The 13,317-nt window shown below is 65.9% G+C and carries 10 protein-coding genes; 6 read left to right on the forward strand and 4 right to left on the reverse strand.

Annotated elements, in window-relative coordinates:
* Positions 1-10 precede the first annotated feature (10 nt).
* Complete coding sequence (locus tag GGR90_RS02725; protein WP_167919247.1) at positions 11-2,287, reverse strand: TonB-dependent receptor; 2,277 nt, start codon at positions 2,285-2,287, stop codon at positions 11-13.
* Between the two features lie 170 nt (positions 2,288-2,457).
* The gene (pip, locus tag GGR90_RS02730) at positions 2,458-3,552 is read right to left on the reverse strand and encodes a prolyl aminopeptidase (RefSeq protein WP_167919249.1); all 1,095 of its coding nucleotides are present in this window, start codon (positions 3,550-3,552) and stop codon (positions 2,458-2,460) included.
* 230 nt (positions 3,553-3,782) lie between these two features.
* On the opposite strand from pip, the gene GGR90_RS02735 reads away from it, so the two are divergent.
* The 3 genes from GGR90_RS02735 to GGR90_RS02745 all read left to right on the forward strand — a co-directional run bounded on the left by GGR90_RS02735 (position 3,783) and on the right by GGR90_RS02745 (position 7,586).
* Complete coding sequence (locus GGR90_RS02735; RefSeq protein WP_167919251.1) at positions 3,783-4,037, forward strand: hypothetical protein; 255 nt, start codon at positions 3,783-3,785, stop codon at positions 4,035-4,037.
* Positions 4,037-5,353: a L,D-transpeptidase scaffold domain-containing protein gene (locus tag GGR90_RS02740; RefSeq protein WP_167919253.1), complete on the forward strand. Its 1,317-nt coding sequence runs from the start codon at positions 4,037-4,039 to the stop codon at positions 5,351-5,353. The genes GGR90_RS02735 and GGR90_RS02740 overlap by 1 nt, the downstream gene beginning before the upstream one ends.
* 76 nt (positions 5,354-5,429) lie before the next feature.
* Positions 5,430-7,586: a S9 family peptidase gene (locus tag GGR90_RS02745; protein ID WP_167919255.1), complete on the forward strand. Its 2,157-nt coding sequence runs from the start codon at positions 5,430-5,432 to the stop codon at positions 7,584-7,586.
* Positions 7,587-7,775: 189 nt separating this feature from the next.
* On the opposite strand, the gene GGR90_RS02750 is transcribed toward GGR90_RS02745, so the two are convergent.
* Positions 7,776-8,474 carry a 2OG-Fe(II) oxygenase gene (locus GGR90_RS02750; RefSeq protein WP_245198462.1) on the reverse strand — a complete coding sequence of 233 codons (699 nt, stop codon included), beginning with the start codon at positions 8,472-8,474 and terminating at the stop codon, positions 7,776-7,778.
* A gap of 173 nt (positions 8,475-8,647) precedes the next feature.
* On the opposite strand from GGR90_RS02750, the gene GGR90_RS02755 reads away from it, so the two are divergent.
* The 3 genes from GGR90_RS02755 (at position 8,648) to GGR90_RS02765 (ending at position 12,037) form a co-directional block, all read left to right on the forward strand.
* Positions 8,648-10,300: a M20/M25/M40 family metallo-hydrolase gene (locus GGR90_RS02755; protein WP_167919259.1), complete on the forward strand. Its 1,653-nt coding sequence runs from the start codon at positions 8,648-8,650 to the stop codon at positions 10,298-10,300.
* Between the two features lie 143 nt (positions 10,301-10,443).
* Positions 10,444-11,019, forward strand: coding sequence for a phosphoribosyltransferase (locus GGR90_RS02760; RefSeq protein ID WP_167919261.1), 576 nt, complete (start codon positions 10,444-10,446; stop codon positions 11,017-11,019).
* Positions 11,012-12,037, forward strand: coding sequence for an adenosine deaminase (locus GGR90_RS02765; RefSeq protein ID WP_167919263.1), 1,026 nt, complete (start codon positions 11,012-11,014; stop codon positions 12,035-12,037). Before GGR90_RS02760 ends, GGR90_RS02765 begins: the two co-directional genes overlap by 8 nt.
* 119 nt (positions 12,038-12,156) lie before the next feature.
* On the opposite strand, the gene mreB is transcribed toward GGR90_RS02765, so the two are convergent.
* Positions 12,157-13,197: a rod shape-determining protein gene (gene mreB, locus GGR90_RS02770; RefSeq protein WP_167919265.1), complete on the reverse strand. Its 1,041-nt coding sequence runs from the start codon at positions 13,195-13,197 to the stop codon at positions 12,157-12,159.
* Positions 13,198-13,317: the final 120 nt, after the last annotated feature.

Consider the following 13,317-nt stretch of genomic DNA (forward strand, 5'->3'; position numbering starts at 1 on the left):
CCGACCCCGATCAGAAGCGATAATTGGCGCGGACGCCGATCGTCCGCGGACGCATGCGGGCGTAGCGGCCGTCGAGGAACGCCTCGGGATGGACATAGGTGATCTTGCTGTCGTCGAGGAGATTTTCGACATAGGCGCCGAGGTCGATCGCCCCCAGCTTCGCCCCGACGTAAAGGTTCACATTGGTCCACGCCTGGGTGAAGTCGTAGGTCGGCGCGACCGCATCGGGGTTGCCCGGCACATTGGGGAACTGGTTGGGGAACGAGCCCGCGTGCGACACATTGACCGCGGCATAGGCGGTGTCGCCGGCACCGATCGGGAAATCGTAGCGCAGCGTCCCCGACCCCTGGAAATGCGGCGAGGCCAGGCGGGTGCCGAGCTCGGCGCCCGAAATCGCCGCCTCGCCCGGGGTCAGGTCGGTGACCTTGGCGCGATTGAACGAGCCGTTGAGCGCAAGGCTCAATCCCTGGACCGGCCGCGCGATGAACTCGAATTCGAGGCCATAGCTTTCGGCGCCGCCGATGTTGGTCGCGAACTGGATCGTGTCCGAGACGCGGTTCGCCTGAACCTGAATATCCTTCCAGTCGATATAATAGGCCGCGATATTGGCGACGAGATCGCCGTTCAGCCAGCGGCCCTTCAGCCCGACCTCGTAATTGGTGACGCTGTCCGATTTCGCGCCGTCGGGGATGACGATGTCATTCTCGTCGATCGTACTGATCAGCCCGGCGCGCGCATTGACGACCGGCGTGCGAAAGCCCGTCGACACGGTGGCATAGGTGGTCAGGCTGTCGACCGGCTTCCACGACACGCTGGCCTTCCACGACAGGCGATCGTCCTTGACCTTCAGCCCCGCGGCGTAAGGAATCTCGGAGACCGTGACCGGGAAGTTCTGCAAACCCAGGATGGCGAGCGTCAGATAATTGCTGTTGTAACCGCCGCCGCGGGTGAAGCTCTGCACCTCGGTGCTGCCGTAGCGCAGCCCGCCGGTGACCCAGAAGCTGTCGCTGAATCGCCCCGTCACCTCACCGAAGCCCGCGATCTCCTGCTGGTCGGTATAGCTGTTGAACCGCTGATAATATTCGTCGGGCAGCCCGGTCAGATTATTCTCGGTCAGATATTCGAGGCTCGACCGATAGGCGAAATCGACCGTCCGCCTTTTGTCGTAATAAAAGAAGCCCGCGACCCATTCGATCGGTCCGTCGTGCCGCGACACCAGCCGCGTTTCCTGAACGAACAGATCGTCATAGCCATAAGCGTCGAGCGCGAAGGGAAAGGCCTGCGCAAAGGTGCCCGCGAGGTCGACGTAGAAGGAGGCGTCATAGTCCGACAGCGTCGTCGAACTGATCAGCTCGGCGAAATCAAACTCGTAGTTGATCGTCAGATTATAATTGGTGAGCTTGCCCTGGAACAGATCGGGGCGGTCCGAATTGCGCACGAATTTGCCGAGCTGCGGGTTGGTCAGCCCCGAATCGGCGGGCTTGCTGTTCTCGTACGACGCGAGCAGCTTGACCTTCATCCGGTCGCTCGGTTGCAGGAGCAGGATCGCGCGTCCGCCGAACGCCTCGAGGCTGTTCGCATCCTCGACGCCGGTGCCTATATTGTCGACCCAGCCATCCTCGTTGCGATAATAGCCGGTGACGCGCAGCCCGATCTCGTCCTTCATGATCGGCAGATTGACCATCGCATTATAGCGTTGGCGCACCGAGCTCGACCCGGTGAGGCCGAGGTCGACGCTCGCCGATGCTTCGAAATCGTCGAGATCGGGACTCTTCGTGATGATCCGCATCGCGCCCGCGAGCGAGTTCGACCCGAACAGCGTGCCCTGCGGCCCGCGCAGGAATTCGACGCGCTCGACGTCGTAGAGATTGGGATCGAGGATCGTCGAATTGCCGTTCGCCGAGATCGGCAGCTCGTCGACATAGATGGCGACCGCGCTCTGCAGGCCGGCGCTATAACCGTTGGTGTTGATGCCGCGCGCGGTGAAATTGTTGAAATTCTGCGTCGGCCGGTTGACGACGATACCCGGCGTATTCTGGGCGATGCCCTCGAACCCGACGATGCCGAGATCGTTGAGTTCTTCCTGCCCGAATGCCGTGACGCTGAGCGGCACGTCCTGCAAGCGAGCGGTGCGGCGCGTCGCGGTGACGATGATGTCGTTCTCGTCACGCTGCTGAGCCGATGCCGCTGTATCGGCGGGCGGCGCCTCGGCCTGTTGGGCCATGACGGCAACGGGCGACGCGAACAGCGCGGCCGCCGATGCGGACGCAAAAAGCTGAGCCTTCATATCAAACTCTCCCTCCCGTCAGCGGTCGTTGCCGCCGATCTGGGCTCAGCTTATCGGCAAGATTCTCACGCGAGTCAATATTCACTATCGTGTGTGTGAATAAAAAGAAGGTGGCGAGAAGAAACTTGCTATGAACATGAAATCTAACGGGAATTATAGCGCGATTCGGGTCAGGCAGCCCCGATACGCGGCAATCCGTCCATCACCGCGGTCAGCGCGAGTGCATTCTCGCGCTCCATCGCGCTGTGCCCGGCGTTGGTCACCACATAGGTCGCGGGTTCCGTCCCCGCGCCGCGCAGCGCCGCGACGAGCCGCGACGCTTGCGTCAGCGGGCACACCTCGTCGAAACGGCCATGGACGATATGGATGGGAATGCCGGCGAGCGTGGCGATGTTGTCGAAGAAATGCCCGGCGGGAAGGAACAGCGCGTTGGCGAAATAATGCGCCTCGATCTGCGCGAAGCAGAGCGCGAAATCGGCCTCGCCGAACTTGCCCGTGTCCGCCGTCTCGGGGATCATGTTCGAAATCACGCCCTCCCACAGCGACCAGGTCAGCGCCGCCTTGAGCTGGCGCTCCTTCTCGGCCGCGTTCGCGGGAACCATGTCGAAGATCGCCTTGTAGGATTTCATCACGTCGCCGCGCTCCTCGGGGGTCAGCACCGACAGCAGATCGGCCCATTCGTCCGGATATTTCATATAGGCGCCGGGTTCGGTCAGACCGTAAGGATCGTCCGCCCACGTCGCGGCATTGCCCTGATAGAGATAGAGCAGATCCTCCGGCGCGCCCAGAAAGATGCCGCGCAGGATCAGGCTTGCGCAATGCGCCGGGTGCGCGATCCCATAGGCCATCGCGAGCGTGCTGCCCCAGCTGCCGCCGAAGACGTGCATCGGCCCCGCGATCTCCAGCTTTTCGCGCAATTTTTCGATGTCGCCGATCAGGTCGGCGGTCGTGTTTTTCGCCAGCGCCACCGCCGCGCCCGCCGAGGCGACATTGGGCTCGCTCTTGCCGCAGCCGCGCTGGTCGAACAGGATGACGCGGTAGCGCGCGGGGTCGAAGAAGCGCGCCATCGCGGGGGCGCAGGCGCCGCCGGGGCCGCCGTGGAGGAACATCACGGGCTCGCCCGCGGGATTGCCATATTCCTCCCAGTAGATGCGGTGCGCGGGATCGCGGTCGACTTCGAGCCAGCCGAAGTTCAGGCACGGCGGCTGCGGATAGACCCAGTCGTCGCCGATCTTGCTCGTCGTCTGCAATCGCGAAAAATCCATGTCTTTTCCTTCACTTGTGATCGGGCCGCACGGCTGGCTTAGCCATCCGTATCATCATGTCCACCGCCTCGGACGGGACGCCGGGAACTTATGGCGCAGATCATCGTTCAAAAACCACCCCTGATCGCGGGATGGTCGGCGCATATTTGGTCGTCCGCATGGCTCAATTCCCGGGGTTGGGCGCCCCGCGCCGGAAAGCGATTTCCGGCCGTATCAAAAGGAGTGGTCTCATGCGTTTCCAACCCATCTTGATAAGCGCGCTCGGCGCGCTCGCACTCTCCGCCTGTTCGCAGCAGGAAGAAATCGCCGCCGCGCCGCCGCCGCCGCCGCCCCCGGGCGCGGTTCCGGGCAGTATCGCCGCCGACCGTGACGGCGATGGCATCATCGACGGCTATTACACCGCCGACGGCATGTACCATCCGAACTACACCCCGCCGCCGCCTCCGCCGCCGCCCGCCCCGACGCAGGTGGGAGAACGCGGCTGATGACGTCCGTTCGGGGGGCGCGGCGCCGCTGCGCTCCCCTGTTCCTGACCCTGCTGGCGCTCGGCGGCACGCTTGCGCCGCCCGCGCTTGCCGCCCCTGCCGATCAAGGTTTCGCCGCCCCGCTCGCGAACGCGATCCGCGAAGAGGCCGGCGGCGACATCAAACGCTTTTACGCCGACCGCGGCTACCAGCCGCTGTGGGTTCGCGGGGGTAAGGTCGGTCCCGAAGCCGCCATGCTGCTCGGCTATCTTTCGACCGCGCGCTTCGACGGCCTCAAGCCCGCGTCGGGCGACGTGCGCGACCTCGAAGAGGTGATCGCCCGTTCTCGCGGCGGCGATGCCCGCGCCCTTGCGCGCGCCGAGGTCGAGCTGTCGATCGCTTTCGCGCGCTATGTCCGCGACATGCGCCGTCCGGGCGATGCCCAGATGGAATATGCCGACAAGTCGCTGAAACCGAAAAAGGCCGACACCGAAACCACCCTCCGCGCCGCGGCCTTTCCCAAGGATTTCGGCGCCTATATGAAAAATATGGGCTGGATGAGCGAACATTATGTCCGCCTCCGCGCCCTCATGCGCCGCGCGCAGGGCGGCGGCGTATCCGAGGAAGCGATGGACCGTCTTCGCCTCAACCTCGACCGCGCGCGCATCCTGCCGGGGCCCTACACGCACCATGTCGTCGTCGATGCCTCGTCGGGCCAGCTCTATTATTATGGCGCGGGCAAGCGCGTGGGCATGATGAAGGTCGTCGTCGGCGCCCCCGAAACGCAGACGCCGATGCTCGCGGGCAAGCTGCAATGGGCGATCCTCAATCCCTATTGGAACGTTCCCGACTATCTCGCGCAGAAAAGCATCGCGCCCAAGGTGCTCGCGGGCCGCAGCCTCGCGTCGCTGCGCATGGAGGCGCTCTCCGACTGGGGGCCCAACCCGCGCACGCTCAAATCGTCCGAGATCGACTGGCCCGCGGTCGCCGCGGGCGATCAGCTGCTCCGTCTCCGCGAGCTACCCGGGCGCAGCAATTCGATGGGCAAGGTCAAATTCCTCTTCCCCAACGACGAAGGCATCTATCTGCACGACACCCCCGACCGGGCGCTGCTCGGCAAGCCCGATCGCCATTTTTCGAACGGCTGCATCCGCCTCGAAAATGCGGCCAAGCTCGGCCAGTGGCTGCTCCACCGTTCGATCAACACCAAGTCGAAGGCCCCCGAACAGGCGGTGCCGCTGCCGGTCGAGGTGCCCGTCTATCTGACCTACATAACCGCGGTCGCGACCGAGCGCGGCATCGCATTCCGCGACGATGTCTACGGCCGGGACGGATAGCGTCCTGTCGTCAGGCGGTTGACCCGCATCCCCAAAAGATACAGACCACCCCCGTCGCAAAAAGGGGAAATATTTCATGCGCAAACTGGCATTGTTCGGGGGGAGCCTTCTCGCCCTCACCTCGCAGATCACGCTTGCGCAGGAGGAACAGCCGCCCGCCGCCCCGCCTTCCGAAACCGCCGCGCCGGCCGAAACCCCCGCCACCATGTCGGCGTCCGCCGTGGGCAGCGCGCGGCTGGCCCCCGACCGCCGCTTCACCGGCGCCGATCTTTTCGACCTCGCGATCGCGGCCGATCCGCAGATCAGCCCCGACGGCCGCCACATCGCCTATGTCCGCCGCGCGAACGACATCATGTCCGACCGCGCGGTCAGCACGATCTGGCTGATCGACACCCAGACCGGCGCGGAAACGCCGGTCGCGGGCCGGCAGGGCGGCGCCTTTTCGCCGCGCTGGTCGCCCGACGGCAAACGCCTCGCCTTCGCCTCGACCGAGGGCGGCAGCGCCCAGCTTTGGGTGCGCTGGATGGACGGCGGCGAGGCGGTGCGCCTCACCGGCCTGCCGACCAGCCCGTCGAGCATCGCCTGGTCGCCCGACGGCCACTCGATCGCCTATACGATGCTGGTCAAGGACGAGGGGCCGAAATTCGGCAGCGCCCCCGCGAACAAGCCCGAGGGCGCGAAATGGGCCGAACCGCTCGAAATCCGCGATCTCCTCACCTATCGCGCCGATGGCGAGGGCTATCTCGAACCCGGCTTCGAAAAAATCTTCCTCGTCCCCGCGACCGGCGGCGCGCCGCGCCAACTGACCTTCGGCCCCTATCACGACGGCGGCCCGCTGAGCTGGTCGCGCGACGGCCGCACGCTCTATTTCGCCGCCAACCGGCGTCCTGACTGGGAGAGCGATCCGGTCGAAAGCGAGGTCTATGCGCTCGATGTGACGGGCGGCGGGGTCACCGCGCTCACCGACCGCAACGGCCCCGACGCCAACCCGCTCGTCTCGCCCGACGGCGGCAAGATCGCCTGGCTCGGCTTCGACGACAAATTGCGCGCTTATGAGAATAACCAGCTCTACGTTATGAACCGCGATGGCTCGGGCAAACGCAGCCTGACCGCCGATTGGGATTATGGCATCGACGCGATCGAATGGGCGACCGACGGACGCAGCGTCTATGCGCAATATGACGACCATGGCGAAACCAAGGTTGCGCGCGTCGGCCTCGACGGAGGTGTACGCACCGCTGCGACCGGCCTGTCGGGCGGCGGGTTCGACCGCCCCTATACCGGCGGCAGCTTCAGCGTTTCCGACGGCGGCGCGATCGCCTTCACCGGCGGCACCGCGACGCGCCCCGCCGAGGTGCAGCTGACGCGCGGCGGCGACGCCCGCATCCTCACCGACCTCAACCGTTCGCTTCGCGAGGTGAAATCGCTCGGCGAGGTGCGCAAGATCACGGTCGCCTCCAGCCACGACGGCAAGGCGATCGAGGGTTGGCTGACGTTGCCGCCCGGCCATGTCGAAGGCCAGCGCGTGCCGCTGATCCTCGAAATCCATGGCGGACCGTTCGCGGCCTATGGCCCGCATTTTTCGACCGACAACCAGCTTTATGCCGCAGCGGGCTATGCCGTGCTCTCCGCCAACCCGCGCGGCTCGACCAGCTATGGCGCGGCCTTTGCGAACGAGATCGACAAGGCCTATCCCGGCAACGACTATTTCGACCTGATCAGCATCGTCGACCGCGCGATCGAGCTGGGCGTCGCCGACCCCGACGCGCTGTTCGTCACCGGCGGCTCGGGCGGCGGCGTGCTGACGAGCTGGATCGTCGGCAAGACCAACCGCTTCAAGGCGGCGGTCACGCAAAAGCCGGTGATCAACTGGACGACGCAGGCGCTCACCGCCGACGGCCCCGGCTTCTTCGGTCCCTATTGGCTCGGCGCCGAGCCGTGGGAAAAGCCCGAACTTTTCTGGGCGCGCTCGCCGCTGTCGCTCGTCGGCAACGTCGAAACCCCGACGATGGTGGTCGTCGGCGCCGAGGATTACCGCACCCCGGTCAGCGAGTCCGAACAATATTACACCGCGCTCCGCCTTCGCGGCGTGCCCACCGCGCTCGTCAAGGTGCCCGGCGCCAGCCACGGCGGCATCGCGGCGCGCCCGTCGCAATCGGCCGCCAAGGCCTCGGCGATCCTCGCCTGGTTCGAGAAATACCGGAAAGGCTGGACGCGGCCGACGGGGGAATAGGCGGGCGTCGATCGGGGTTGCTTTGGGGTGGTTTCCAGACGCCCCCTGTTTCCGTTCGTGTCGAGCGAAGTCGAGACACCCGTCGACGCAGCGCCTAGCCCGAGGGGCATCTCGACTTCGCTCGATGCGAACGGGTTTGGAAAAGCTAGCAGCCCCCGTTATCCGAGTGCTTTCGACCGTCCGCGCCCCTCACGCCGCGTCGTGGAAGATCACGCCCAGCGTGTGCCGCCGCCCGGACCGGATTTCGCTTACCCCGTGGCGCATCGTCACGCGATAGTCGCCGCGCGATCCGCGGACCGGCCGCGCGTTCACCGCGAAGACCACCGCGTCGCCCTTTGCCAGCGGCACGACCGCGGCGCGCGATTGCATCCGCGGCCGCTGCTCGGTCAGCACGAACTCGCCGCCGGTGAAATCCTCCTCCGGCGCCGACAGCAGCACCGCGACCTGCAACGGAAAGACATGCTCGCCGTACAAATCCTGGTGCAGGCAATTATAGTCGCCCGCGCCATATTGGAGCAGCAGCGGCGTCGGCCGCCGCTGTCCAGCATCATGGCAGCGCGCAAGGAATTCGGCGTGATCCGCCGGAAAACGTGCCGTCATCCCCATCCGCTCGTGCCAGCGGTTCGCGATCGGCGTGAGCCGCGCATAGAGCATCCCGCGCAGCGCCTCGACCAGCGGCGGCAGCGGATAGGCGAAATAGCGATATTCGCCGCGCCCGAAGCCGTGCCGCGCCATATGGATATGGCTGCGAAAGCCTGCGGGCGCGCCATAGAGCGCGGCAAGGCGGTCGCACGCCGCCGCGTCGATCAGTCCCGGCAGGACCGCCCAGCCTTCGCGGTCGAGCGCGATCAGCGGGTCGGCGGCATCGGGGACGGGCGGCGGCGGCATGAGTTTCAGCTGTGTTGTCATGCCGCGATCATGGCATCGCGGCGCGACCCCCGCGCCCCGTTTCTTGCGTTCAAACGCGCCTATAGGCTTCAAACGAAGCCGGAACCCCTCTAGGCTGTCCGCACGCGCCTGTCCCGAACGCTGCCTCGGCCGCCGACAACCGGAAAGTCTCCATGCAAAATCGCTTCGCCGCCGCCCTTCTCCTCGCCGCTATCGCCGCGCCGGCCGCAGCTCAGACGGGGATCGATGCCGCGAACCTCACCGAGACCGTGCGCACGCTCGCCTCAGACCAGTTTCAGGGCCGCGCGCCCGGCACGGTCGGCGAGGAACGCACGGTCGGCTATCTCATCGGGCGGCTGGAGGCGATGGGGCTCGAACCCGCGGGCGTCGACGGCGGCTGGACCCAGCCGGTGCCGCTGCTCCACACGCGCCTCGGCACCCCCGAAACGCTCGCCTTCGACCGCCAGGGCGCCGCGACGCCGCTGCGCTTCGGCACCGATATCTATGTCTCGACGCTCCAGCCAAAGGATCGGGCAGTCGTCGCGAACGCGCCGATGATATTCGTCGGTTACGGCGTCAGCGCGCCCGAACGCGGCTGGGACGATTTCAAGGGACAGGATCTGAAGGGCAAGGTCGCGGTCTTCCTGATCAACGACCCCGATTTCGTCGCCGCGAAGGGCGAGGATGCGTTCGGCAAGTTCGGCGGGCGGACGATGACCTATTACGGCCGCTGGACCTACAAATTCGAGGAAGCCGCGCGCCGCGGCGCGGTTGCGGCGCTGATCGTCCACGACGCCGAGGGCGTCGGCTATGGCTGGAACGTCGTCAAGAGCGGCGGCGGCGAAAATTACGGCCTCGTCGTGCCGCCCGAAAAGGTGACGAGCCTCGCGCTGCAGGGCTGGATCTCGGGCGAAATGGCGACGAAATTGTTCGCCGATGCCGGACAGGATCTGGAGAAGCTGCGCGTTGCGGCACGCCGCAAGGATTTCACGCCCGTAGACCTCGGCACCGGCTTCGACGCCGCGATCCCCGTGACGCAGGAGGTGGTGCAGAGCCAGAATGTGCTGGCCAAGATTTCGGGCACGAAGCGGCCCGACGAGGTCGTGATCTATGGCGCGCACTGGGATGCCTATGGCGAGGGTCCGCCCGACGAGCAGGGCCGCATCTATCGCGCGGGCGCCAATGACGATGCGCTCGGCGTCGCCGGGCTGTTCGAGATCGCACGACTGTTCAAGGCCGCGCCGCCGCCCGACCGCACGGTCGCCTTCGCTTTCTGGACCGCCGAAGAGCGCGGCCTGCTGGGGTCCGAAGCCTATGCCGCGAAGCCACTCTTTCCGCTCGAGAAGACCGTGGCCAACCTCGGCCTCGACATCCTCCAGACCGCCGGCCGCGCCAAGGACGTCGTCCTCGTCGGCAAGGGCCAGGGCACGCTTGAAGACGATCTTGCACGCTTTGCGGCGGCGCAGGGGCGCAGCGTGACGCCCGAAAGTCTTCCCGAACGCGGCCTCTTCTACCGCGCCGACCATTTCAGCCTCGCCAAGCGCGGCGTTCCCGTCCTGTTGATGATGGGCATCGCGGGCGCGTCCGATCTGGTCGAGGGCGGCAAGCAAGCGGGGCAGGCATGGGTCGATGCTTACACGGGCAAATGCTATCATCAGGCGTGCGACGCGTGGGGGCCCGACTGGAACCTCGACGGCGCGGTGCAGGACATCGATATTTTCTACCGGATCGGAGACGAACTCGCGCGCTCGGCGCGCTGGCCCGGCTGGAAGGCGGGGAGCGAGTTCAAGGCGATCCGGGAGGAGAGCGTGGCGGCGCGGAAATAGGTTGTCACGCGCTGAAGGCAGCTGGCCGCCGTTAGCTGTCGTTGTAAGCCCCTCCTCTTCAGAGGAGGGGTTTTGCTGTGTCCGTTCCCGCCCCGAAGCCGTCGCGTCTTGCGGCCTCCCGCCCGGAGGATTACTCCCCCCGCATGGGCGACGCCAAAATCTTCATCAGCGCGAACGATCTGCTCGCCGACTCGCTGCGCCTCGGCATGCAGGTGGTCGACAGCGATTTCAAGCCCACCCACCTCGTCGGAATCTGGCGCGGCGGCGCGCCGGTGGGGATCGCGGTGCAGGAATTGCTCGACTATCACGGCCACCACTGCGACCATATCGCGATCCGCACCTCCTCCTACAAAGGCATCGACCGGCAGGACCCGCAGGTGAAGGTCTTCGCTTTGGGCTATCTGATCGACACGCTGAACCCCGACGACCGGCTGCTGATCATCGACGACGTCTTCGACAGCGGCCGCAGCATCCGCGCCTTTATCGCCGAACTCAAGGCGCGCTGCCGCCACAATATGCCGCGCGACATCCGCATCGCCACCGTCTGGTTCAAGCCCGGGCGCAATGTCACCGATCTCCGCCCCGATTTCTTCGTCCGCGAAACCGACCGGTGGCTGATCTTCCCGCACGAGATCGACGGGCTGACGGTCGAAGAAATCCGCCGCCACAAGCCCGAGGCGGCGATCATCCTCAAGGAAGAGGAGGTGCCCGGTGCCTGACGGTTTCACCTCGCGCGAAGAGCGCGCCGCCTTCATCGCGGGCCTGCCCAAGGCCGAACTGCACCTCCATATCGAAGGTTCGCTCGAACCCGAACTGATGTTCGAGCTCGCGCAGCGCAACAGGGTCGCCATCCCCTTCGGATCGGTAGAGGAGGTGCGCGCCGCCTACGCCTTTTCGAACCTCCAGGATTTTCTCGACATCTATTATCAGGGCATGGGCGTGCTCCACCGGGAGCAGGATTTCTATGACCTGACCGCTGCCTATTGCGCGCGCGCGCACGCCGATGCGGTCCGCCACGTCGAAATCTTCTTCGATCCGCAGGGGCACACCGCACGCGGCATCGCGTTCGAGACCGTCATCACCGGCATCACGCGCGCGCTGGACGACGCGGCGGCCAGCTATGGAATGACGTCGAAGCTGATCCTGTGCTTTCTTCGCCACCTCAGCGAAGCCGACGCCGAAGCGACGCTCGACGCGGCGTTGCCCTGGCTGGATCGCATCGACGGCGTCGGCCTCGACTCGTCCGAAGTCGGGCACCCGCCCGCCAAATTCGAACGCGTCTTCGCGCGCGCCCGCACCCTCGGGTTCAAAATCGTCGCGCACGCCGGCGAGGAGGGACCGCCCGAATATGTCCATCAGGCGCTCGACCTGCTCAAGGTCGATCGCATCGACCATGGCAACCGCAGCCTTGAGGATCCGGCGCTCGTCGCGCGCCTCGCGGCCGATGGCATGACGCTCACCGTCTGTCCGCTGTCGAACCTCAAGCTCTGCGTCGTGGGCGACCTCGCCGACCATCCGCTGAAGACCATGCTCGATGCGGGCCTCAAGGCCACGGTGAACAGCGACGATCCCAGCTATTTCGGTGGCTATGTGAACGCCAATTACCAGGCGGTCGCCGACGCGCTCGACCTGTCGAAGGCCGAACTCGTCACGCTCGCGCGCAACAGCTTTACCGGCTCGTTCCTCGATGACGCCGCCAAGGCGCGCCACCTCGCCGCGATCGACGCCCATAGCTGAACATGCCATTCCAGTTTTCGTCATTCCCGCGAAAGCGGGAACCCAGTTGTGACGGTTGCTCGCTGGGTTCCCGCTTTCGCGGGAATGACGAAATAGGGAGTTGGCGACAGGTCGCCAGGTCAGGCCGCGATCAGCACGCCGTGATAGGTGCGGTCCTCGAACGCACGCCCCGCGCCCATCGCGACGCAGATCAGCGCGTCGTCGGCGACGACGACGGGCAGCCCGGTCGCGCGCGCGATCGCTTCGTCCATGCGGCGCAGCAGCGCGCCGCCGCCGGTCAGCGTGATGCCTTCGTCGATGATGTCGGCCGACAGTTCGGGCGGCGTCTGTTCGAGCGCCGCGCGCACCGCGCCGACGATCTGCCCGACCGGCTCGGCGAGCGCCTCGGCGATCTCGGCCTCGGTCACGCGCACCTCGGCCGGGCGTCCGGTGACGAGATCGCGGCCCTTGACCCCCATGACCAAGCCGTCGCCCGTCGGCGGCGTCGCGCAGCCGATCGTCAGCTTGACGCGCTCGGCGGTCATCTCGCCCACCATCAGATTATGCTTGCGGCGGATGAACGACGAAATCATCTCGTCCATCTTGTCGCCGCCGACACGCACCGAATTGCTGTAGGCGATGCCGCTCAGCGACAGCACCGCGACCTCGGTCGTGCCGCCGCCAATGTCGACGACCATCGCTCCGCGCGGCTCGGCGACCTGCAAGCCGGCACCGATCGCGGCGGCGAGCGATTCCTCGATCAGTTGCACCGATGCCGCGCCCGCATTGCTCGCGGCGTCGCGGATCGCGCGGCGCTCGACCATCGTCGATCCCGACGGCACGCAGATCACGACATGGCTGCGCTGGACGAAACGGCTCGCGCCGCCCTGCGCCTTGTCCATGAAATGTTTCAGCATCTGCTCGGCGACGTCGATGTCGGCGATGACACCGTCGCGCAAGGGGCGGATCGCCTGGATATTGTCGGGGGTCTTACCCATCATCGGCTTGGCTTCGTTGCCGACCACCTTGACCCGGCGGACGCCATCGCGCGTTTCCAGCGCAACGACCGACGGTTCGTTGAGGACGATGCCCTTGTCGCGCACATATACGACGGTGTTCACGGTACCCAGATCGATAGCCATATTGTGCGCGGCCGACGCAAACCGATTAAAAAACTTCATATGCGGGGCGAATGCCTTCGGGAATGAACGGAAGAATCAGGCGTGCTGGCCCTTCGGCGCCCTCCACGTCTGTCCCACGATCGACTGCGTCGAAGCCGGCGGCGCGTCAACGAAAGCCGC

The organism is Sphingopyxis italica (genome assembly GCF_011926545.1).
Lineage (GTDB): Bacteria > Pseudomonadota > Alphaproteobacteria > Sphingomonadales > Sphingomonadaceae > Sphingopyxis > Sphingopyxis italica.